This is a genomic window from Pseudomonas sp. B21-017 (assembly GCF_024749245.1).
GTDB lineage: Bacteria > Pseudomonadota > Gammaproteobacteria > Pseudomonadales > Pseudomonadaceae > Aquipseudomonas.
Genome location: NZ_CP087194.1, coordinates 3957439 through 3978564, shown reverse-complemented (window position 1 = coordinate 3978564; position 21126 = coordinate 3957439). Strand labels below are relative to the sequence as shown.

21 protein-coding genes are annotated in these 21126 nt (G+C 58.9%); 12 read left to right on the top strand and 9 right to left on the bottom strand.

The window, feature by feature from the left end:
• The first annotated feature begins 6 nt into the window (after positions 1–6).
• Together LOY28_RS17920 and LOY28_RS17915 are read left to right on the top strand one after the other, a co-directional pair.
• A complete protein-coding gene (locus LOY28_RS17920; protein ID WP_019648644.1) occupies positions 7–1302 on the top strand; it encodes an FAD-binding oxidoreductase in 1296 nt (431 codons plus the stop codon).
• Between the two features lie 360 nt (positions 1303–1662).
• Positions 1663–2211, top strand: coding sequence for a cupin domain-containing protein (locus tag LOY28_RS17915; protein ID WP_008011722.1), 549 nt, complete (start codon positions 1663–1665; stop codon positions 2209–2211).
• Positions 2212–2297: 86 nt separating this feature from the next.
• On the opposite strand, the gene LOY28_RS17910 is transcribed toward LOY28_RS17915, so the two are convergent.
• On the bottom strand, positions 2298–4118 hold the full coding sequence (locus LOY28_RS17910; RefSeq protein ID WP_018930109.1) for a di-heme-cytochrome C peroxidase: 1821 nt from the start codon (positions 4116–4118) through the stop codon (positions 2298–2300).
• Positions 4119–4433: 315 nt separating this feature from the next.
• Between LOY28_RS17910 and LOY28_RS17905 the strand changes: the two genes are divergently transcribed.
• Genes LOY28_RS17905 through LOY28_RS17895 form a run of 3 tightly spaced genes read left to right on the top strand, consistent with a single transcriptional unit; the run spans position 4434 to position 7933 of the window.
• Positions 4434–5429, top strand: coding sequence for an isocyanide synthase family protein (locus LOY28_RS17905; protein ID WP_018930226.1), 996 nt, complete (start codon positions 4434–4436; stop codon positions 5427–5429).
• Positions 5429–6145 carry an HAD family hydrolase gene (locus LOY28_RS17900; RefSeq protein ID WP_258614477.1) on the top strand — a complete coding sequence of 239 codons (717 nt, stop codon included), beginning with the start codon at positions 5429–5431 and terminating at the stop codon, positions 6143–6145. Before LOY28_RS17905 ends, LOY28_RS17900 begins: the two co-directional genes overlap by 1 nt.
• Positions 6146–6172: 27 nt before the next feature.
• Positions 6173–7933, top strand: coding sequence for an L-tyrosine/L-tryptophan isonitrile synthase family protein (locus LOY28_RS17895; protein ID WP_258612288.1), 1761 nt, complete (start codon positions 6173–6175; stop codon positions 7931–7933).
• 72 nt (positions 7934–8005) lie between these two features.
• Here LOY28_RS17895 and LOY28_RS17890 read toward each other — a convergent pair whose 3' ends face one another.
• A complete protein-coding gene (locus LOY28_RS17890) occupies positions 8006–8299 on the bottom strand; it encodes a fructose-bisphosphate aldolase (protein WP_258612287.1) in 294 nt (97 codons plus the stop codon).
• A gap of 507 nt (positions 8300–8806) precedes the next feature.
• Between LOY28_RS17890 and LOY28_RS17885 the strand changes: the two genes are divergently transcribed.
• Positions 8807–9229 carry an HD domain-containing protein gene (locus LOY28_RS17885; protein WP_258612286.1) on the top strand — a complete coding sequence of 141 codons (423 nt, stop codon included), beginning with the start codon at positions 8807–8809 and terminating at the stop codon, positions 9227–9229.
• Positions 9230–9329: 100 nt separating this feature from the next.
• Here the strand turns inward: LOY28_RS17885 and LOY28_RS17880 are convergent, their stop codons facing one another.
• Positions 9330–10745, bottom strand: coding sequence for a cytosine permease (locus tag LOY28_RS17880; protein WP_258612285.1), 1416 nt, complete (start codon positions 10743–10745; stop codon positions 9330–9332).
• A 377-nt stretch (positions 10746–11122) separates the two neighbouring features.
• On the opposite strand from LOY28_RS17880, the gene LOY28_RS17875 reads away from it, so the two are divergent.
• Positions 11123–12034, top strand: a complete 912-nt coding sequence (locus tag LOY28_RS17875; protein WP_258612284.1) for a LysR family transcriptional regulator — start codon at positions 11123–11125, stop codon at positions 12032–12034.
• A gap of 15 nt (positions 12035–12049) precedes the next feature.
• On the opposite strand, the gene argE is transcribed toward LOY28_RS17875, so the two are convergent.
• From argE to LOY28_RS17850, 5 genes are all read right to left on the bottom strand, one after another.
• The gene (argE, locus tag LOY28_RS17870) at positions 12050–13201 is read right to left on the bottom strand and encodes an acetylornithine deacetylase (RefSeq protein WP_258612283.1); all 1152 of its coding nucleotides are present in this window, start codon (positions 13199–13201) and stop codon (positions 12050–12052) included.
• Positions 13198–13875: a DUF1028 domain-containing protein gene (locus tag LOY28_RS17865; RefSeq protein ID WP_258612282.1), complete on the bottom strand. Its 678-nt coding sequence runs from the start codon at positions 13873–13875 to the stop codon at positions 13198–13200. Before LOY28_RS17865 ends, argE begins: the two co-directional genes overlap by 4 nt.
• A 93-nt stretch (positions 13876–13968) precedes the next feature.
• Entirely contained in the window at positions 13969–14385 is a 417-nt protein-coding gene (locus tag LOY28_RS17860) for a RidA family protein (RefSeq protein WP_018930235.1), read from the bottom strand.
• A 24-nt stretch (positions 14386–14409) separates the two neighbouring features.
• The gene (locus tag LOY28_RS17855; protein ID WP_258612281.1) at positions 14410–15720 is read right to left on the bottom strand and encodes an NAD(P)/FAD-dependent oxidoreductase; all 1311 of its coding nucleotides are present in this window, start codon (positions 15718–15720) and stop codon (positions 14410–14412) included.
• 575 nt (positions 15721–16295) lie between these two features.
• The gene (locus tag LOY28_RS17850; protein ID WP_258612280.1) at positions 16296–17090 is read right to left on the bottom strand and encodes an NAD(P)H-dependent oxidoreductase; all 795 of its coding nucleotides are present in this window, start codon (positions 17088–17090) and stop codon (positions 16296–16298) included.
• 86 nt (positions 17091–17176) lie between these two features.
• Between LOY28_RS17850 and LOY28_RS17845 the strand changes: the two genes are divergently transcribed.
• The 5 genes from LOY28_RS17845 to LOY28_RS17825 all read left to right on the top strand — a co-directional run bounded on the left by LOY28_RS17845 (position 17177) and on the right by LOY28_RS17825 (position 20057).
• On the top strand, positions 17177–18070 hold the full coding sequence (locus LOY28_RS17845) for a LysR family transcriptional regulator (RefSeq protein ID WP_138867802.1): 894 nt from the start codon (positions 17177–17179) through the stop codon (positions 18068–18070).
• A gap of 95 nt (positions 18071–18165) precedes the next feature.
• Positions 18166–18954, top strand: a complete 789-nt coding sequence (locus LOY28_RS17840) for a DeoR/GlpR family DNA-binding transcription regulator (protein WP_258612279.1) — start codon at positions 18166–18168, stop codon at positions 18952–18954.
• Between the two features lie 61 nt (positions 18955–19015).
• Positions 19016–19252 (top strand): hypothetical protein, encoded by a 237-nt coding sequence (locus LOY28_RS17835; RefSeq protein ID WP_007942075.1) that lies wholly within the window; start codon positions 19016–19018, stop codon positions 19250–19252.
• Between the two features lie 123 nt (positions 19253–19375).
• Positions 19376–19600, top strand: coding sequence for a hypothetical protein (locus tag LOY28_RS30155; RefSeq protein WP_081626573.1), 225 nt, complete (start codon positions 19376–19378; stop codon positions 19598–19600).
• A 58-nt stretch (positions 19601–19658) separates the two neighbouring features.
• A complete protein-coding gene (locus LOY28_RS17825; RefSeq protein ID WP_064618435.1) occupies positions 19659–20057 on the top strand; it encodes a DUF5329 domain-containing protein in 399 nt (132 codons plus the stop codon).
• 43 nt (positions 20058–20100) lie between these two features.
• On the opposite strand, the gene LOY28_RS17820 is transcribed toward LOY28_RS17825, so the two are convergent.
• Positions 20101–20952 carry a CAP domain-containing protein gene (locus LOY28_RS17820; protein WP_258612278.1) on the bottom strand — a complete coding sequence of 284 codons (852 nt, stop codon included), beginning with the start codon at positions 20950–20952 and terminating at the stop codon, positions 20101–20103.
• Positions 20953–21126: the final 174 nt, after the last annotated feature.

The following is a 21126-nucleotide window of genomic DNA, read 5'->3' as shown; positions in this document are numbered from 1 at the left end:
AAATGTATGAAACACAGCTCTACACAAAATCATGTAAACAGCTATTACGCCGCAACCCGCAACCAGACCGGCGATTACCCGGTGCTTGAAGAACTGGTGGAATGCGATGTCTGCGTGATCGGCGCCGGCTACACCGGGCTGTCCTCGGCGCTGTTCCTTAGCGAAGCGGGCTATAGCGTAACGGTTCTGGAAGCCGCCAAAGTCGGCTTCGGCGCCAGCGGTCGCAACGGCGGTCAGTTGGTCAACTCCTACAGCCGCGACGTCGATGTAATCGAAGAGCGCTACGGCGACAAGACCGCCGAAGTCCTTGGCAGCATGATCTTCGAAGGCGCCGACATCATCCGTTCGCGCATCAAGGAATACGACATCAAATGCGACTACCGCCCCGGTGGCATCTTCGCAGCGCTGAACAAGAAGCAGCTCAATGGCCTGGCCGAGCAGAAGCGTAACTGGGAACGCTACGGCAACAACAACCTGAAAATGCTCGACGCCTCGGACATCCAGCGCGAAGTCGGTTGCGACAACTACGTCGGCGGCCTGCTGGACATGCAGGGTGGTCACATCCACCCGCTGAACCTGGCCCTGGGCGAAGCCGCTGCGATCATTCGCCTGGGCGGCAAAATCTACGAACAATCCGCCGCCGTAGACATCTCCTACGGCGAGCCGATTACTGTGCGCACCGCCAAAGGCGTGGTGCGGGCCAAGTACCTGCTGATCGCCGGCAACGCCTACCTGCCGCAAGACCTCGACAACCGCGTGACCCGCAAAAGCATGCCCTGCGGTTCGCAAATCGTCGTCACCGAGCCGTTGTCGGAGAAGGTCGCCCGCAGCCTGATCACCAATAACTACTGCGTCGAAGACTGCAATTACCTGCTCGACTACTACCGCCTCACCGCCGACAACCGCCTGCTGTACGGCGGCGGCGTGGTCTACGGCGCCCGCGAGCCGGACGACATCGAACAACTGATCCGCCCGAAGATCCTCAAGACCTTCCCGCAACTCAAGGACGTGAAAATCGACTACCGCTGGACCGGCAACTTCCTGCTGACCATGTCGCGCATGCCGCAATTCGGCCGCATCGAGAAAAACGCCTATTACATGCAAGGCTACAGTGGCCACGGCGTCACTTGCTCGCACCTGGCCGGCAAACTGATCTCGGAAATGATCCGCGGCGACGCCGAACGCTTCGACGCCTTCGCCTCCCTGCCACACATGCCGATGCTCGGCGGCCGCACCTTCCAGGCCCCACTCACCGCCATGGGCGCGGCGTATTACGCCTTGCGAGACCGCTTCGGCATCTAGGTTGAACCTGCCGGCGGTCTCCGCCGGCCAAGGCTACGCATCACTCCCGTGGCGAGGGAGCTTGCTCCCGCTGGGGCGCGAAGCGGCCCCGCTTTTTGCCATTGATGCAATCCATGCGGGACAAATCTTCGTGGCGAGGGGGCAAGCCCCCTCGCCACAGTTTCTAAACCAGAACTGACTGATATCAGAAGCCGACAGCTTTTTTGCCAGCCGTTTATCGAACCTGCTGAGCAACACCCACAAACGTGATTTAATACCCGCCTTCCACGGTTCCGGGACGGGAAACGGCGTAATCCGCGGCCACCAGTCGCCCGCCACCCACCCCCATTACCCCTTAAGTAGTTCTCACATAAGGCTGTCATGGACACGGGCTCACGACTCAAATTAGTACGCGAAAGCTACAAACTGTCCCAGCGCGAGCTGGCCCGGCGTAGCGGCGTCACCAATGCCACCATCTCCCTGATCGAACAGAATCGCGTCAGTCCCTCCGTCAGCTCCCTCAAAAAACTGCTCGAAGGCATCCCCATGTCCTTGGCGGACTTCTTTACCTTTGATCAGCCACCACGCGAGCATCAGTACGTGTTTCGCGCCAATGAACAGCCAGATCTCGGGCGTCATGGGCTGCGGTTGTTGCTGATTGGCGCTTCGGTGCCGAGTCGGCAGATGCGGCTGTTGCGCGAGCAATACGCGCCTGGAGCGAGTTCGGGGGAAGAGCCGATTGTGCATGCTGAGGGGGAGGAGTGTGGGCTGGTTACCCGTGGCACGGTTGAGTTGACGGTGGATGGGCAGATTAGTGTGTTGAATGCCGGGGATGGGTATTACTTCCCGACGACGCTGCCGCATCGGTTTCGCAATATTGGGGCGGATGAGGCAGAAATCATCAGCGCCAACACCCCGGCTAACTTCTGATACCTGAAGCAGACATTAAATCTGTAGCAGTCGATAGCAACCATCAATGGCCGCTATCGACTCAGAAAAGCACCTATGCGTTCACTTCAAAGTGACTTCAAGTAGTCGAGAAGTTGTGACCTTTGGACGTCACTGAGGCTGCTCACGCCATAGTCATGCCCGGCGTTGCTATTGCCCTCAAGCTTGGTGTCGAAAAGAAACCAGTTCTTGTCCGATTTCTCGGTCTTGAATCCAACTTTTTTGTCATCGAACTCATTGGTCCCTGTATAAAAAGTCGAGGGGCGCTGGTGGGGTGGCAGGAGAAGGTCGTTGAGGGTCGGTACAGAGCCGTTATGCAAATAGGGAGCGGTGGCCCAGATGCCGGTCAGGGGTCTTGCTTTATAGGCGAGAAGAGGAACGGTAGAGCTGGCACGGTAGCAGTTGTATAGCCGTAGCGCTTTCTCATCCAAACGACTGAACAGGGCACGGTCCTTGAAGCCAGGGACTTTTTGAGGTTTGGTATCTATACCAAGCAATCCATCGAAAGCCAGTTCGGCGACATCGCGTCCTTTACCCAGTAATGTCTCCAGGACGGTCACACCCAGCATGTTGTAGAGCAGGTCATTTGACTTGATGGTTCCTGATTTATCGACTTTGGAATAACCCGTCAACACTCCCGCATCCGCTTTAAATTGATAGGCATTGCACGCCATCCAGGGATCCGTGCCAATGGTCGAGTCTTGTGGGCTCTGGGCATTGAAATTGTCATTCGCAGAGATTGGAATCATGACCGCTGTGATGGCCGTGGTGAGATCGTCTCTACCAATATGGGTATGGCAGCCGGAACAATTGTCCTTAAACAATTTGGCGCCAAGCGCAAGGTCGTTTGGCAACTGCCCAGGCCACCGCGGAGGCTTCAGGCTATAAAGAGAACGCTCTAGAACATCCAGATTTTTCACATTCACACTGGAGACAAACCCTGCCTTGGCCGCAGATTCTTTAACCGGTCGAACGTCGGCGAACACACCGATGGCCTCTCCAGCATTACGCCCCAGACCTCCAGCATCCAGGCCGCCGTCATTTTTAATCGAAGGGAGTTGGTCTTTACTGACCATTCCGTTCCATTGGAGGACGTTGTGTTGATGCGTATTCCAGAGAAATGGATAACTCACCGGCGCATCAGAGGGGTTAGGGGTAGGCGGTTTCGCTTGGGTGACTTGACTGATTTTGTTGAGAATGTGGCCCACGGCATCAAGGCGACCTGGGCCATATTGCAGATCTGTGGCATTCAGTGTCTCGTTTTGGGCATAAAACGCATTCAAGCTATCCAGGGATTTTTTCAACCGTTGGCGATTCCCTTTCGACAGATCATCACCCAGGACGCTCTTTGCAAAGCGTTCAAATTTTTCAGGGTCGGAAGCCGTTTTGCTCAAGGCCTCTCTAAAATATTTAAAGAAATTTTGAAAGTCGGCGTTCGTTGGCCCGCCATTGATCACAAGATTCTGCTCTTCAAATTTGATCTGAGCCGTGTGACAAGCAGAACAGTTCATCCCCACCCACGGTTCTCTCGACCCTTGTCCAAAAAACCAGCGGAGTTTCGTGAAAGACAACTTGCTGTCGTGACTGTCATCCAAAACGAAACCCATCGGCAACGTAAAGCGCTTACCGTTATAAGACGGACGATAAGGCGTGTAACCGTAGGCGGAGATCGTTTTGTCACTCATGAACTTCTCCTCTGAACCAGGCTCTTCCAATGCAAGCGCCCAGGAGAGAGGGAGAATTCTCGATCCTTGTGAAAGTTCAAGCCAATTGGACTGGGTGGTGTCACTCCATCCCTGATCCAGAATGTCGGCAGCCTGAGCCATGGAATGAGCGCCGAAAAACAACAATGCAGCGCAGGCAAACGGGGGGGCTTTTAACGTGTTCATCAGATTCCCTTCTATTTGTAATTCCTGTTGAGACCCATCACGTTGGTAGCCAATAGCTACCAGCCATGAGTGTAGCCACAAACAAAACACTGATTTAATTTTGTTCCACGGCATGCGTGTGGCCGCAGGAGGGCCTTGCCAGCCTGGACGTTGCATGAGCCTGTGTGAGGGTTTTTCGATGATTTTGGTGCCGTAATATTCCGGATTGCCACGATTGACAGCCCTCACGACTTGTAGGAATTTAGCCGCCCGCAGGTAAGGGATATCTGCCGATGGCCACAAGATGGCCGTTGTTCACCACACAAAGGATTGTCTATGCAAGGTTCAAACACCGTCGCTCAACAGGTGTGCGGTCAGCTGGTGCACGAGCATCAGAACACCCCACACATGAACATTGCCGAGCAAATCCTTGAATGCCTGTTTCGCCGTCGTAGCCTCGCCCCGGGGCAGGATCACGAACTGTCGTCGCAAGTGCTGGAACCCCATCTGACCAAGGTCATGCAAGCGGTCGAGAGCGGTCGCAAGGTCGAAATGGTCTTGCCAGCCTTTCCCGGCAAGTCGCCCAGCCGCAAGAAAACCCTCAGCCATCTGCCTGATCTTGCGGAACATCATGCAATCGACGAGTTACATCGCCTGTGCAAGGAGATCCAGGAGATCTACGCACCGGGAGCGCTGATTCATATCTGCTCCGATGGCTATGTGTTCTCTGACTTGGTGCATGTTCCCGATGCGGACGTTAAGGCCTACACCGACGCTATCCAGGACTACGCCGAACAGCACTATCCCGGCACGTTCGCCCATTTCGACCTCCAGGATGCCTACCCACAGCTGGATTGTCTGGACGCCATGCGTGAAGAGATGATGATCGAGCACGGTCAGTCATTGATCTTGTTGCAGCAGCGCTTCAAGGATGATCCGCACATGATGTTGATGTACTGCGGCATCCATCGCTTTCTTTCCGAGGATTACTCGGGACTGAAAGTATTCGCTGGCATGAGCCTCAACGCAGTGAAGAAGGTCGCCAAACCGGCCTCGCAGCGGGTGATCCAGCGCAGTGAAGCCTGGGGTGCGCTGTTACAGGCGCGTTACCCGCATTGCCTGCGCCTGTCGATTCACCCGCAGCTGGCGGTGTCGACGAAGATCGGTATTCGACTGGTGCCAACCAGTGACCTGTGGCGTACGCCCTGGCATTCGGTGGCCATCAAGCGACGGGGTGTGGTCACCCTCGAAAAACGCAGCAATGTCGATGAGCGCTATCACCGCCTGGTGTTCCGCAAGGGGCGTCCTTGTCATTACGCCAGTGCTCAATGATGACGTCTCGGTTACGGGTCGAAGCCGTACTCTTCGATTTGGACGGGACTCTGGTCGACACCTTGCCCGACATCACCTGGTGCTTGAACCAAGTGCTGCTCGAACACGGTTGCCCGGGGCTGACCTCGGAAACAGTGCGGGGGTATATCGGCGGCGGCACCACGGCGATGAGCGAGCGGGTCGCCGCGCAGTTTGGCATAGTCGATGCGGTCGCCTTGCACCAGCGCTATGTGGCGCTCTATCAGCACAACCTGGTTCAATTTTCCCGTCCATTCAGCGGTGTCTTGGAATTGCTCGAAGGCTGCCGACAGTTACAGCTACCGCTGGCTATCGTGACCAACAAGGCCGAGGAAATGGCGTTGCAGGTTTCCACAACGTTGCTGCCGCAGAATGCTTTCGGGCCAATTCTGGGGCATCGCGCAGGCAGGTCGCTCAAACCGCAACCGGAGGTGGCATGGGAAGCCGCCCGGTGGTTGTCGGTTGATCCGCAACGCTGCTTGTTCGTCGGTGACACGGAGATCGATCTGCAAACGGCCCGTGCTGCAGGCATGTATTCGGCGGCAGTCACTTGGGGCTATGGCCTGACACCTGACTTGCAGGCCCAGGCCCCGAACTTGTGCTGCGAACACCCGGCCGAATTGCTGCGCATTTTGCAGCAAGCCTGCGGGGCTGCGCATGCGTTCACCGAGCATGGCGACACCGTCAAATCCTATTGATACACACACCCTCAAGGAAATTGTTCTATGGAACATAGAGACGCCTGGATCGCTGCCGTCAGCGATTTGCTGGCCGGTTATCTGCTCAAAGGCACGGAAGATTGTTTCGACACACAAGGCAGGGCACACCTGGCGCTTCGATTGGAGCACTGCTTCGATCAGGGCCTGCCAGTGCGTCTGGTTTTGCCAGGCTTTCCCTGCAAGTCGCCAAACGCCAGCGACCAGACTTTCGGCGTGCTGCCGGACTACGGCGAGGTCATGGCCATCGAGCGCCTCGACCACCTCGGCCAAGCCATCGCCGCGTTGCACGCACCGGGCTGCGTGGTGTCGATCCTCAGCGACGGCACGACCTTCAATGACATCGTCGGCGTGGCCGACGACGTTCGCGCCGCTTACAACCGGGCGTTGCGTGAACTGTGCACCACCCACACGATTGAGTGGGTCAGCATGGAAGACCTGTTTCCCCAGGCCCAAAGTGCCGAGTCGGTTCGCGCCAGCCTGATCAAGCAGGCCCGTCTACCGTGGAAAAACCTTGGTGACCTGATCGAGCAGAGCCGCGACGATGAGTCCCTCAGCCGGGCGCATGACAACCTCTGCAGTCACCTCTACAACGACCTGCGTCTGTGCCGCGAAGAAGGGCAGAGCGAGGACGAGTACCTGCAACAAATCAACTTCAAAGCCTACCAAATGATGTATCGCGGGCAGGCATTGAACGCGGCAGTGGACCGTTTCTTCGGCGATGACATTCGCTTGTCGGTCCATCAATACAACAATGCCGGCCCCAAATTCACCTTCGGCCTGGCCGAAGGGCTGACCCGCGCGGACAGCCCTTGGCATGCCGTGCCGGTGTGCAACCTGGATGGCGGCCAAACCCTTCGCGCCCGCGCTCAGGTCGACCTCGACCACCATGTGCTGGTCACCTATGAGGGGCGGCCATGGCTCTACCATCAAGCAGAAAACCCGCAGGCCCAAGGCTTCGAGTACGAACTGCAAAAACTTCCGCTGTTTGGCCTGGTGGTGCGAGACCCGTTGGGGCTGGGTTTTGAACGACTGTCCACCGGCCTGCTGGAAGCCCTGGTGGAAACCTTCGGTTTCGTCTGCCTCAAAGGCTGTCGTTTCGACGACCAGGATAGCTTTGCTCGCAGCTGCGAACGCTTCGGCACGCTCTACGAATGGGCCTTCGGTGCCGTCCACGTGGTCAAGCCTGCGGACAAACCCCAAGGCGTGGTGCACTCGCTGGAGAAAACACCGTTGCACTGGGACCTGAACATGCTGCCCGACAGCGACGCACAAGTTCAACGCAACCCGAAATTCTGCGCCAGCAAATTCATGCTGTACTGCAAGACCGCGCCGCAGCCGGGCGAGGGCCAGACCACCATCGTCGACAGCCGCAACGTACTGCGCAAAGTCGGGCAGCAAGTCGCCCGACAATGGCGGGGCGTGAACATCACCTACTACACCAAAATGACCTACTTCGGCGGCTCGCCGCGCATGTACAGCCTGGTGGACCACCACCCCCGCAGCGGCGAGCTCATCCTGCGCTACCAAGAGGGCACCGACTCGACATTGCAGACCTTGAGCCAGTCGGTGCAGGACCATGACGAGCAGGCTCAACAGGCGTTGCTGGAACAGGTCAATGCACTGGTTTATGACCCGGAGTGCCTGATTGCTCATCAATGGAGTGAGGGTGATCTGGTGCTGATCGACAACTATCGGACGTTGCATGGGCGACTGCCGATGTCGGCGGGTTCTTCGTCGCGGGAGTTGTGGCGGGTACAGGTTTACTGATTGTTGTTGTCAGAGTCGGAGCAGGAAGCAGAAAAACCGCAGTAATGCGGTTTTTCTACGACTGAAATTAAGTCACTGACCCTTGGGCGTATCGAACCCACGCTGCTCAATCACCCGAAACACATCACTCACATCCTGGACCATGATCCGCGCGATGTTGGTGACGGTGTTGATGTCGTTTTCGGCGTAGTCGGGCAGGCTGGTGCAGGCCATGAGGTTGAGGTATTTGAGGACGGCGTTTAGGCGTTCGCTGAGGCAGCTGTGGAGTTCGCGTATCGGAGCGTCGGCGTCGATGAGGAGGACGGGGTGGTCAGTGGCGAAGTGGGACATTGGGCTGTAGTGGCGGAGCGGGTTTTGCGTCGTCATGGTGTTAATCCTAATAAAAGTAGAATTGCCACCGTTCTGCTGCGAAACAAAATGGGTGGCAGCTATGCGCGGGTTCGCAGACCGGAGGATTAACACCAGGACCCGGCAGACCCGAAGGTCTCCCACGCACAACCGCCATAAAACGATACGCAGCCGGGAGTCGGCCGTGCCTGACGGAACAAGGTGTCAATCTTAAGGGCTGCGAAACCCTATCGCCAACTGATGTCAGCGACAGACCCACTCTAGGCAGTGATTTTGGTAGCCGCAATCGGGGTGTAGGACGCTCGGACGGTCATTTCGCAAAGTGGTTTTCCCCCACCCTATGGCGCAAACGCAGTAAAACCGGGTGTTGCGGTGTGTCTGAGGAAGCGGGCTAGCAGGGTTTGGGGCCGCTTCGCAGCCCAGCGGGAGCAAGCTCCCTCGCCACAAAGGGCAGATTCCTACATATTTTGCAGACTTCAAAAATCATGGCCGCGCCGTTACGGCATTTAACCCGAGGAGAATCCCATGAGTCAGTCACTGGAACGCGCCATTGCCATCGCCGCCGCGGCGCATGAAGGGCAGGTGGACAAGGGCGGGGCGCCTTACATCCTGCATCCGCTGAAAGTCATGCTGCGGGTGAACACGCTGGAAGAGCGCATCGTCGCGGTGCTGCATGACGTGGTCGAGGACTGCGGCATCAGCGTCGACGATCTGCGCAAGGAAGGCTTCAGTGAAGCGGTGCTGACGGCGATTGCGTCGGTGACCAAGGTGCCGGGCGAGTCTTACGAGGCGTTCGTCGAGCGCGCGGCGCAGAATCCGGTCGGGCGGGTGGTGAAGCTGGCGGATCTGGAAGAGAACAGCGACTTGTCGCGGATTGCGCAGCCGTCCTGGGACGATCTGGAGCGCGTGGAGAAGTATCGGCGGGCGATGGGGGTGTTGCGTTCGTAGCGGGTGTTGGCAACGTGTTGCGGATGTTCCACAGCAAGAACGGCTTGCCGGCGATGGTGCTTTTGAAGGCCTCATCGCGGGCAAACCTCATCCCACAGGGTTACAGACTGTTGGCCAGTTTTCCGGTAGACAGCCGACGCTTGTAAGCCGTGTCACGATTCGCCAACCACCAGTACAACGGCGAAGTCACCAACAACCCCACCACCCAGGACAAATCCGCCCCATTGATGTGCGCCGAGATCGGCCCGACGTACAGCGGCGTGTTCATAAACGGAATCTGCACCGCAATCCCGATCGCATACGCCAACAACGCCTGCGGGTTGTACCGGCCATAGATCCCGCCATCGACCTGGAAGATCGAATCAATGTCGTACTGACCTTTATGAATGGCATAGAAGTCGATCAGGTTGATCGCGGTCCAGGGCACCAGCACCACGAGCAACACCAACACCATGTCGACGAAGTGGCCGATGAAGTCGGCGGAGGCGCCGACGGCGGCGAAGCAGCAGCCGGCGAGGACGATGACCGAGAGGACGGCGCGGCTCTTGGCGGTGGGGATCCAGCGGTAGGCAAAGGTTTGCACCAGGGTGATCAGCGACAGCACGGCGCCGTAGAGGTTGAGGGCGTTGTGGCTGATGACGCTGAGCAGGAACAGCACGAGCATCAGCGGGCCGATGGAGCCGGTGGCGAGTTTGACCGCGTCCATGGTGTCCATGCCGACGGGCGTGGCGAGGACTGCGACGGCGCCGAAGATGAACGACAGGCTGGAGCCGAGTGCCGAGCCGAGGTAAGTGGTCCAGAACGTGGCGGCGACGGGCACGTCTTTCGGCAGGTAGCGCGAGTAGTCGGACACGTAAGGGGCGAAGGCGATTTGCCAGAGCGCGGCCAACGATACGGTGGCCAGCCAACCGGAGATGTTGAAGCTGCCACGGGTGAGGAAGTCGGCGGTCTGTACGTGGGTGAGGATGTAGCCGAAGCCCAGCACGATGCCGATGCCCAGCACCCAGGTGCCGATGCGGTTGAGCACGTGGATGAAGCGGTAGCCGATGATGCCGATGATGCCCGACCCGAGCGCGCCGATGACGATGCCCACTGGCACCGGCACGCTGTCGACCACGCCGTGCAGGGACTTGCCGGCGAGGACGATGTTGGAGGCGAAGAAGCCGATGTACATGATGCCGGCGATCAGCACCACCAGCAGGGCGCCGAGGGAGCCGAACTGGGCGCGGCTCTGGATCATTTGTGGAATGCCCATCTGCGGGCCTTGCGCCGAGTGCAGGGCCATCAGCACGCCGCCGACCAGGTGGCCGACCAGAATGGCGACGATGCCCCACACCAGGTTCAGTTGGAACAGCTGCACGCCGAGGGCGCCGGTGACGATGGGCAGCGGCGCGATGTTGCCGCCGAACCAGAGGGTGAACAGGTCTCTTACCTTTCCGTGGCGATCTTCCGGGGGGACGTATCCAATCGTGTGTTTTTCGATGAGCGGAGCGGAGGGTGTTGCTGCGGTGGACATGGTGAACTCCAAGGCAAGGATGAGTACGTGGACGTACTTCGGTGAGCGCCGCGCGAGCGACGCTTTTCTTGTTGGAGCGATGATGTGCAATGCGTCGGGATAGATAAATTAGTAAGTTTGTTGCTTCAAACCTTAAAAAATATATGCCCGGGGTTTTGGTGTGTCGGGTATGTTCGGGCTTGAACGTGTGCCCAAATAATACGAAGTCGAACGCTGTTCTGTGGCGAGCGAGCTTGCTCGCGCTGGGCTGCGTAGCGGCCCCAAAAAATATGGCAATAGCTGCCGATTTTTGTGAGTGCTGCGCACTCAAGCGGGAGCAAGCTCCCTCGCCACGCGCTACTCATTTGTGCGCGAACCGGTATTTTCTGGAGGTCCCCATGGCCGCTTACAACCTGCGACAGCTCAAGTATTTCGTCACCACCGCCGACTGCGGCAGCGTGGCGGAGGCTTCGCGCAAGCTTTATATCGCGCAGCCGTCGGTGTCGACGGCGATCAAGCACCTGGAAGAAAGTTTTGGCGTGCAGCTGTTTATCCGGCATCACGCCCAGGGTGTTTCGCTGACGCCGAGCGGGTCGCGGTTTTATCGCAAGGCGCTGGAGCTGCTGCGGGTCGCCCATGAGTTTGAACAGAACGCGCTGGCGGACAACGACGTGGTCGCGGGGCAGATCGATATCGGTTGTTTTGAAACGGTGGCACCGCTGTACCTGCCGCGTTTGATCGCCGGTTTCAAAGAGCGTTGGCCAGGTGTGGAGATCCGCATTCGCGATGGCGAGCAGCAGGAACTGGTGCAGGCACTGACCGCCGGCAGCATCGACCTGGCGATGCTGTTCGAACACGATCTGGACAGCACGATTGAGACAGTGCCGCTGATGCCGCCGCAACAGCCTTACGCCTTGTTGCCGGCGGATCACCGCTTCGCGCAACAGACGAAAGTGTCGCTGAATGACCTGGTGCTGGAGCCGATGATTCTGCTGGATGTGGTGCCGAGCCGGACCTACTTCGTGAGCATTTTTGAAGAGCGTGGGCTGACGCCACACATCGTGTTCAGCTCGCCTTCGATCGAGATGGTGCGGGGGATGGTCGGGCGCGGTTTTGGCTTTTCGATTCTGGTCACCAAACCGTTTTCCGAATACACCTATGACGGGCAGAAAGTCGTGTGCATACCGCTGGCCGAAACCGTGACCGGTTCGGGTCTGTCGGCGGCATGGTTGAGAAGGTCGCAGCTGACCAAACCGGTACAGCTGTTCGTGGATTACTGCCAGGAAGAACTGGCCCGACTGTATACCTGAGCGTCGGGCCAACCATCAGCGGCTGATTGATAACAGCATCCGTTGCAGCATTTCATCGCAGCCGTTCAATTGTTCGAGGCTGACAAATTCGTCCGGCTTATGACCCTGATCCATGCTGCCCGGACCGCACACCACTGTCGCAATACCGGCCGCGTCAAACAGACCGCCCTCGGTGCCGAACGCCACCGTACCGAATTCCCCAGAACCGGAAAATGCCGCGATCAGCTCAGCGGCTTCGCTGTGCACATCGGTCGCCAAACCGGGATAGGCCGACAATTCACTGAAGCGGATTTCACTCTGATCACTCACGGCGCGCATGCGCGGCAACACGTGCTGCTCGGCGTAGGTCTTCAATTCTTGCGCCACCTCACTGGGATCGTGTGAGGGCAGGGCGCGGATTTCAAAGTCGAAGCGGCAATCGGCGGGGACGATGTTCAAGGCTTTGCCGCCGGAGATGACGCCGGTTTGCACAGTGCTGAACGGCGGGTCGAAACGGGCGTCGTGATGCTCCGGTGCCCTGAGCCTGTGGCCAATCCGCCCCAGTTCACCGATCAGTTCGGCGGCGTATTCAATCGCATTGACCCCGAGCGGCGCGTACGCCGAATGGCAGGCTTCGCCATGAATGTCGCAGCGCATCGCCAGCTTGCCCTTGTGGCCGAGCACTGGTTTGAGCTCGGTCGGTTCGCCGATGATGCAGAGCATCGGTTTGACCGGGCGCTGTTCGAGGGCTTTCAAAAGCGAACGAACGCCGAGACAGCCGACTTCCTCATCGTAGGACAGCGCGATGTGCACCGGCAGTCGCAGCGAGGCTTGCACCAGTGAAGGGACGAGGGCAAGTACACAGGCGATGTAGCCTTTCATGTCCGCAGTGCCGCGGCCGTACAGTTTGCCGTCACGCTCGGTGAGCTTGAAGGGCGCAACCGTCCATGGCTGGCCGTCGACGGGCACCACATCGGTGTGGCCCGACAACACGATGCCCGGCTGATCCGCCGGGCCAATGGTGGCGAACAGATTAGCCTTGCTGCGCTCGTCGTTGTAGATCAGTTCGCAAGGCACCTCGAAGCGGGCGAGGTAGTCGCGGACGAACTCGATCAGCTGCAGATTTGATTCGCGGCTGGTGGTGTCGAACGCCACCAAGGCTTCAAGCAAATCGCGGCTGCTGCTCATCGGTCGTCTCCGGCGACACCGTAGCCAGGGGATTTGTCGGGGGCGAGGGCGCGGTCGATGTAGTCCTTGACCTGCGGGCGATAGGCGTCCCACAACTGCTGCAATTTGCCTATCGGATCTTCATCAGCCCAATCGACCCGCAGGTTGATGATCGGCCAGGTCAGTTCGCCGACCACTACAACGGCAGCCGAATGCACCGGCCCGGCTTCACCGCCTGCGACCACCGCCGCTTTCATCGCGGTGAGCAAGCGGTCGGTCAGTTGGCCCTCGCCATGTTCGTACGCCTCGACCATGGCCTGGATCACGGCTCGGTCCGCGAGCATGTTGCCGGCGGCCACGCATTGCTCGCCCGACACGGCGTTGTGGTTGCCCAGGGTTTCTGAGCCGCTGAAATGCGCGGTGCGACCGAGGTGGTCAATCGCCGTGATTTGTCGGTATTGGCTGTAGCCGTTGCGGGTCAATGCCTTGTCCAGAGCCTCGGCAGGTGCGAGGCCTTGTTCCATGAGGGCGAGGGTTTCCGGGCCGAGGGATGGCAGGGTGATATTTTGTGTGGAGACCGCGCCGACACCGGGCAATAGCCAGGGGCAGCGGGCGCCGACGGCGATGCTTGAGGAACTGATTGCAATGCCGAACTGACCGGTTTCGGGGCAACGGGCGGCGATGGAGAAGGTCATGGTTTTGCTCCTTGTTCGGGCTTGGAGAAATAGGTTGTCTGTGTCGACTCCATCGCGGGCAAGCCCGCGATGGCCGCGACTCGGTCTACCTGCTTACTCAGGAATCACCGCAATCACATCAATCTCCATCAGCCACTGCGGCTGCCCCAGTGCCGACACCACCAACCCGGTGGAAATCGGAAACACCCCTTTGAGCCACTTGCCCACTTCCCGATAAACCGGCTCGCGGTAACGCGGGTCAATCAAGTAAGTGGTGGTTTTGACGATGTGGCTGAGGTCGCTGCCAGCTTCTTCCAGCAACTGTTTGACGTTGCGCATGGCTTGCTCGGTTTGCGCACGCGGGTCGCCGAGGCCCACCAGGTTGCCTTCGAAATCGGTGCCGACCTGGCCGCGAACATAAACGGTGTTGCCGGCCCGCACGGCCTGGCACAGGTCATTGTCCAGGCTCTGGTTCGGGTAGGTTTCCTTGGTGTTGAACATGCGAATACGGGTATGGGTTGGCGTGGACATCTGAGGCTCCTGAAGAACTATTCGTTAAGCGCTGACGGTGGTTGTATGCGCGACGGGGGCGGTTTCAGCTTCGCGTTGCAGGGCATCGCGGTAGTCGTGGTATGAGCGCTGAATGGCGATCTGATCAGCCACGTACTTGGCGTCGTGCCAAACACCCCAGATGAACGAAGAACCGCGACGCGATTGCCACGGCAGGCCGAGGAAATACACCCCAGGCTCGCTCGACACTCCGCGCTGGTGCTGCGGCTTGCCGTTGTCGTCGAAAGCGTTGACCTTCAGCCAGCTGTAATCCGTGGCAAACCCGGTGGCCCAGATGATCGACGTCACGCCAGCCTTGGCCAGGTCGAGTTCAAGAATCGGGTTGGTGACGCAATCCGGATCCGGGAAGGTATGCCGCGCCTCAGGTTCTTCCGGCAGGTCCAGGCCATTGCGCTCGACGTAGGCGTCGGCGGCATTGAGTAGCGCCAGATAGTTCTCATCGCCGCGTGCCAGGTTGTCGGCAAGGTTGGGCTGGAACGTCGCCACGCTGCCATTGAACGATTGGGTCAGACCCACCAGCGTCATTCCGCGATGGGCCAGCCCACGGAAGTCCACCGTGCGGCCACCATGCGCGCCGCTCACCGCGATGGTCACGTGTTCCCGGCCGGGTTTCATCGCGGCCTGATCCCACTCGCCGAGCACGCCCAGCCACCAGCAGAAATCACGGTTGCGATAGGCGCGAGGAGGGCGATCGTGCGCACCCACCGAGAGGTAAACTTGCTTGCCGGCACTTTGTAATTCATCGGCGATCTGCACCCCGGACGAGCCGGCGCCCACCACCAGCACAGCGCCCTCTGGCAGTTGCAGCGGGTTGCGGTATTCGGCGGAGTGGATCTGGGTAAATGGCTGATCTTTCGGTGCGATCGGCGGAATAACCGGGCGCTGGAAAGGTCCGGTGGCGGCCACTACGCGGTTGGCCTCGATCACGCCTTCGGAGGTTTCAATGGTGAAGCCTGGACGACCGACATTGCGCTCGACTTTCTTCACGTCCACGCCGGTGCGGATGGGGGCGTTGAACTTCTTCGCGTAGGCTTCGAAATAATCCGCCACCCGTTCTTTCGGGGCAAAGCTGTCGGGGCTGAGATCGTCGAACTCAAGGCCCGGAAACCGATCGTGCCAGGCCGGGCCGTTGGCCACCAGCGAATCCCAACGACCGCTGCGCCAGCGCTCGGCGATGCGGCTCCGCTCCAGTACGAGGTGAGGCACGCCGAGTTTGCTCAGGTGTTCACTCATGGCCACGCCAGCCTGACCGGCGCCCACAATCAGCGTATCTATTTTTGTTTTTTCAGTGGTCATCTCTATACCCATCGAAGTTGGAATCAGGTCGGTTGTGGCCTGCCATTTCTTGGGTCAAGACTAGGGATCACCCCTGGATCGGTAAAATATTATAAAGCTGGCATTTGAATACAAATTACCGATGTAGCGCCTGCAAAGATTGCGGGCGTGTTGGAGGCAGCGCGGAAGCCCGTCTCGCGGCGTTAGTATTTTTCCATTTACCCATCATTTCTCTTGAAAATAATCAGTCTAAAAACCCCGACCCAGGCTTCGAATGGTTTGCTATTCTGAGGTTGTAGGTGAAGACGCAGACTGATGCGCAAAGGGATAGCGAGGAGGCGTGGGGCGCGCTCCCAAGGGTACACGGTTAGAAAGATCTCCGCGCTGAGATCCAGCCCTTATGCCGTGTGAGGCAGAACAGCCCAAAGCTAAAAATCCTGTTCTGTGAGAGGCCCGATAAACCTTGTAAGCCAGAGACCAGCGCTGGCCACCTACTCGATTTCCAAAGCCCGCCTTGTGCGGGCTTTTTCGTGTTCGCTGTAGCAGCTGTCGAGCTTGCGAGGCAGCTGCTACGGCGAACGCAGCCTCGCAAGCTGCTACAACGAATGTGCCGCCTGACTGACGTGAGCCGCAAAGCCCGTCTGATCCGCAGCAATCTCATCACGCAACGTGAGTTGCGGAATGTCATACGCCCCTGAATTTTGCGCCCGGAAAGCAATCGGCTCGGTTTCCCACAGGTCATCCAGCCGTTGGCCGAGCGCCTCACAAGTTGCTGAAAATCTCGCCTCATCCATTCGGCTGGTCCGATAGATCACGAACGGTGGCAGCACGTCGAAGCCGGGGTAGAACAGTACGCCATGCTGGATCGGGAATAGCACATCGTCGATCGGCCCATTGATGCCCCGTGGGCTGTAATGAGATTCCCAGCCTCCGGTGGTGACGATCAGCATCGCCCGTTTGCCCGCCAGCGTGCCTTCCCCGTAACGGTCGCCCCAGCGCGCATCGGAATGCTCCCCTACGCCGTAGGCAAAACCATAGGCATAGACGCGTTCCACCCAGCCTTTGAGGATCGCCGGCATCGAGAACCACCACAGCGGAAACTGCAGAATGACGGTATCGGCCCAGAGCAGTTTTTCTTGTTCGAGGACGATGTCCTGGCGTTGCCGGCCTTCTTTGAAGGCACGCTTGGAGTCTTGCGACGGATCGAACCGTGCGTCGGCAGGCTGGCCGAAACTGTCATCGGCGTCCAGCGAGGCTTTCCAGTCCATCGCATACAAGTCGGAAACCTGTACCTGGTGGCCGGCAGCTTCCAGGCGTTTGACGGCAAAGTCCTTGAGTGAACCGTTTAACGATTTGGGTTCGGGATGGGCGTAAACGAGCAGAACATTCATGGGCTGAGTCTCCGTTGTCAGAAGCCAGCAGAATCAGGCCTTACCAGGTATATTGGAAATGAATAACCAATATGCCAGGTATTGTCATGAATAATCTGCGACGTCTGGACATCAACCTGCTGCTGACGCTTGATGTCCTGCTCTCGGAACACAACGTGACCCGTGCGGCGCAACGCCTGAATTTGTCGCAACCGTCGGTGAGTGTTCATCTCGCTAAATTGAGGGATATTTTCAACGATCCGCTATTACTGCCAGGACCACGGGGCATGCGGCCCACGGCCCGGGCCGATGAGTTGCGCGAGCCGTTGCGCCAGGCCCTGGAAGCCCTGGAGCGCGCGGTGTCGCCCGCCAGCCCTTTCAACCCGGCCGAGGCACGGCAGACGTGGAATGTCATGGCGTCGGACTACGGCGAGTCGACCATCATCTTGCCCGCGTTGGCCGGGCTGCGTTCGGCGGCACCCGGCACGCGTTTGGCGGTGCTTGACCTGATGCCGTCACAACTGGCCAAACAAGCGGAGCAGGGGGCAATCGACCTGGCGTTTCATACCACTGAGGATGCTCCCCCAGGCTTGCGACGTCGTGCATTGTTTACCGAACGCTATGTGTTGGTGGGGCGTACTGGCCATCCGCTGTTGAGAAAGCGACCGACACTCGCGCAGTTCTGCGAACTCGACCACGTCATCGTATCCCGGGATGGCGGAGGCTTTCAGGGTGTCACCGATCAGGCGCTTTCCCAGCTGGGCATGACGCGCCGAGTGGTGCTTTCGCTCCCCCATTTTCTGTTTGTCCCGTCGGTGGTGGAGAGCACCGACATGGTCGCGATGCTGCCAGCGCGCCTGGTTCGCGATACGCACGCCTTGACCATGGTCGAGCCTCCCCTTGAAGTGCCGGGATACGAGATGTCGATGCTCTGGCCCGAGCGCTGTCACCGCGACCCTGGGCATCAATGGTTGCGTGAGTTCATCGTGAGTGCCTTGTGATGGGTATCAATCAAACACAATCCCTTGTGGGAGCGCCTTGTGTTCATTGAGGTGTTTGGCTAATCTCGCACAAACACGCAAAAACAGGCATAACCATGCACGATAAGCATTCCTCCGCCGAACTCCCCCAACTGCGCCGCCAAAAAATCCTGCTGATCCTCGAACGTGACGGCAAGGTCATGGCTTCCGAGCTGAGTCAGCATTTCGCCGTGTCCGAGGACACCATTCGCCGAGACCTGTCGGAGCTGGCCAGTGCCGGGCTGGTGCAGCGGGTGCACGGCGGGGCGTTGCCGCGTCCCAAGGACACGGGCAAGGATTACTTCACTCGGGTCAGCGAAACCGACGAGGTGAAAACCCGGTTGGCGCAGCTCGCCGCGCGCCGGGTCAAGGACGGCCAGATCGTGATGTTCGATTCCGGGAGCACCACGCTGCAGATCGCACGCTCGCTGCCTTCCGACATTGTCATCACGGCCGTCACCGCGTCGCCGATGATTGCGATCACGCTGGCCGAATACAAAGGCATCACGGTGATCGTCGCCGGTGGTCAGCTCAACCCGGCGACGATGTCTTCCAGCGGGCATGAAACCCTGCGATTGATCGAGGGCATCAAGGCCGACCTAGTGTTCACCGGGGTCTGTGCCATTCATCCGGAAGTCGGCCTCAGCTCGCTGCATTTCGATGAAGTGCCGGTGAAGCAGGCGATGCTCGCCAGCGCCTCCCACGTGATTGCCGTGACCACCGCGGACAAGCTGGGGGCGGTGGAGCCCTTCGTGGTTGCGCCTTGCGCCCGTGTGCATACGCTGATTACCGAACGTCATGTGGCCTCGGGCAATCTTGAGGACTATCAAAGACTGGGGATCGAGGTGGTGCAGGCAGACGCCTGAGCGTCATCGCGCCCGGCGCTGCATGGGTTACGCTGATAGCAACGACGGGAGGAATGCAGTCATGACTGAGCGTCATATAACCCACTCGGAAACGCTGTCGAACGGATGCACGATTGAGGTCAAAGCCGAGATATTGAGAGACGGTTCGCTGAAGATGTTCATGGGGGTCTATTGGCCGGACGGCTCGGCCATTGTCGAGGACAAGCACCCCTCGCCGCATCTGCTGGACATGGAAGCGGCGATGGAGTGGGCCATCGAAAAAGCCAAAACCATCGGTAACAGCCAGAGAACGCTGTAAGGCCCGGTGATAACGGAATCATTGACCGGCTTGAGGGTCGTAATTATGGGTTTGAACGCACTGCGATCGATTCGCCGCTAGCGTCACCTCATCCCCGTAGTTCTGACCTTTTAGGACGTTAAAATGAAGCGCACCGCGATAATGACCCTGGCCATTGCAAGTACTCTCCTGCTGGGAGGTTGCTTTCCTTACTGGGAAGAGGGAGACCGGTACGATCGGGATCACCGTGAATACCGTCGCGACCATGACCGTGGCTATTATTACCGTGATGATCGTGGGTATGACCGGGATTACGATCGTCGTGATGATCGCCGTCGGCACCGCGACCATGACGACCGAGACGATTGACCTGTCTGCGCCCAGCTCCAGAGCGGCCATCACCGCTCTGATCTCCTGAGGAATAATCATGCGAAGGCTGACTGGGCATATTGTTGCACCCCTCACTCAATGGCTGACGGCGGCAGGTATCGGCCTGACTGCCGTGGTGTTCAATGCACAGGCACAAATCCCACCTCAAGCCACTCAGGAAATAAACAGCTTGCTGGACTTTGTCGAGCACAGTGAATGCCGGTTTGTGCGCAACGGAAGCGAATACGGCGGCCCTCAAGCTCGGGCGCATCTGGAGAAGAAGCTGGAGTACCTTGAAGAACAGGACAGGGTGAACAGCGCCGAAGACTTTATTGAGCTGGCGGCCACCCAAAGCAGCATGAGTGGCCGCGCCTATGAAGTGCGCTGTCCGGCAGGCATACAACCGGCCAACCTCTGGTTGAAGACCGAGCTACAGCGGCAACGGCAACGTCATTGATGGTGTCTTGATGCGCTAGCGCAGCACAATCAAGCAGCCGCCTTTACGGCGTGCCAAACATCGCCGTCCAGTAAATACCCGCGTCACTCTTCGGGTCCACCGCATAGGCTGCACCCAATTCGCGAAATTGTGGGTTCATCAGGTTGGCGCAATGCCCCGGGCTGGCCAGCCAGCCATCGACCACCTTGCGCACTGTGTCCTGCCCGGCGGCGATGTTCTCGCCGACCTGCTGGCCGGCGTACCCCGCCAGTTCAGCCCGATCACCCGGCGTGCGGCCGTCGCGGTCCTTGTGATCGAAAAAGTTTTGGTTGGCCATGGCCCGGCTATGGCCCTCGGCGGCTGATCCCAGCGTGGCGTTCCAGACCAGCGGCGTGGTGGCGGCGAAGGATTGGGTACCGCACTGGCGCGCTTGCGTGCGGGCGCTGTTCATCGCTTCAAGGAGTTTCTGTCCCTCCGCCTGCCAGTCGCCCAAGCGCCCCGTCAACAGCGGGCGCGCCAGCACGATGCGCCACTCGCGGCCCTCCCGGCTGACGCCTATATCGACAAATTGCGGGTCCAGCACCACCCGGCAGAAGCTCTCCTGAATCGCCTTCATCGCGGCGGGCGCATCACGTGGGCCGGACAAGCTGATCGCCTGCACATTAACCATCGGGTACGCCGCGCGGGCCAGTGCCTGCTGCAGGTCGCCGATGCTGTTGGCGGACAGCACCAGGCGCGGATCGCTGGCCAGCGGTGGCAACTCCGAAGACGCCTGTCCGGCACAGCGCTGTACCTGGCTGCGGTAAACGTTGATCGACTCCACCAGCTGTTGTTCATCGGCCGCCGACGCGATGACGCTGAACACCAACCCGAATGACAACACGCCAAGATGCAAAACGGATGACAGGCTGCGCATGAAAATCTCCCTTGAACGATCTGTGCCCATGATGCGCGATGTCCCCCCTCCCAATGCAATGCCTTTTCGCGCTCAAATGCAGTTTATTGCCTGCCTGTCGGTATGAATTCCGGCTACTACAATCAACCCAGGTCTGCGATCGTTTCGTTGCTCACGAAGGTTTCAATCAGAAGG

Coding starts and splice junctions, on each gene's coding strand:
- LOY28_RS17920 (WP_019648644.1), top strand. CDS start 7: ATGAAACACAGCTCTACACAAAATCATGTAAACAGCTATTACGCCGCA.
- LOY28_RS17915 (WP_008011722.1), top strand. CDS start 1,663: ATGGACACGGGCTCACGACTCAAATTAGTACGCGAAAGCTACAAACTG.
- LOY28_RS17910 (WP_018930109.1), bottom strand. CDS start 4,118: ATGAACACGTTAAAAGCCCCCCCGTTTGCCTGCGCTGCATTGTTGTTT.
- LOY28_RS17905 (WP_018930226.1), top strand. CDS start 4,434: ATGCAAGGTTCAAACACCGTCGCTCAACAGGTGTGCGGTCAGCTGGTG.
- LOY28_RS17900 (WP_258614477.1), top strand. CDS start 5,429: ATGACGTCTCGGTTACGGGTCGAAGCCGTACTCTTCGATTTGGACGGG.
- LOY28_RS17895 (WP_258612288.1), top strand. CDS start 6,173: ATGGAACATAGAGACGCCTGGATCGCTGCCGTCAGCGATTTGCTGGCC.
- LOY28_RS17890 (WP_258612287.1), bottom strand. CDS start 8,299: ATGACGACGCAAAACCCGCTCCGCCACTACAGCCCAATGTCCCACTTC.
- LOY28_RS17885 (WP_258612286.1), top strand. CDS start 8,807: ATGAGTCAGTCACTGGAACGCGCCATTGCCATCGCCGCCGCGGCGCAT.
- LOY28_RS17880 (WP_258612285.1), bottom strand. CDS start 10,745: ATGTCCACCGCAGCAACACCCTCCGCTCCGCTCATCGAAAAACACACG.
- LOY28_RS17875 (WP_258612284.1), top strand. CDS start 11,123: ATGGCCGCTTACAACCTGCGACAGCTCAAGTATTTCGTCACCACCGCC.
- argE (WP_258612283.1), bottom strand. CDS start 13,201: ATGAGCAGCAGCCGCGATTTGCTTGAAGCCTTGGTGGCGTTCGACACC.
- LOY28_RS17865 (WP_258612282.1), bottom strand. CDS start 13,875: ATGACCTTCTCCATCGCCGCCCGTTGCCCCGAAACCGGTCAGTTCGGC.
- LOY28_RS17860 (WP_018930235.1), bottom strand. CDS start 14,385: ATGTCCACGCCAACCCATACCCGTATTCGCATGTTCAACACCAAGGAA.
- LOY28_RS17855 (WP_258612281.1), bottom strand. CDS start 15,720: ATGACCACTGAAAAAACAAAAATAGATACGCTGATTGTGGGCGCCGGT.
- LOY28_RS17850 (WP_258612280.1), bottom strand. CDS start 17,090: ATGAATGTTCTGCTCGTTTACGCCCATCCCGAACCCAAATCGTTAAAC.
- LOY28_RS17845 (WP_138867802.1), top strand. CDS start 17,177: ATGAATAATCTGCGACGTCTGGACATCAACCTGCTGCTGACGCTTGAT.
- LOY28_RS17840 (WP_258612279.1), top strand. CDS start 18,166: ATGCACGATAAGCATTCCTCCGCCGAACTCCCCCAACTGCGCCGCCAA.
- LOY28_RS17835 (WP_007942075.1), top strand. CDS start 19,016: ATGACTGAGCGTCATATAACCCACTCGGAAACGCTGTCGAACGGATGC.
- LOY28_RS30155 (WP_081626573.1), top strand. CDS start 19,376: ATGAAGCGCACCGCGATAATGACCCTGGCCATTGCAAGTACTCTCCTG.
- LOY28_RS17825 (WP_064618435.1), top strand. CDS start 19,659: ATGCGAAGGCTGACTGGGCATATTGTTGCACCCCTCACTCAATGGCTG.
- LOY28_RS17820 (WP_258612278.1), bottom strand. CDS start 20,952: ATGCGCAGCCTGTCATCCGTTTTGCATCTTGGCGTGTTGTCATTCGGG.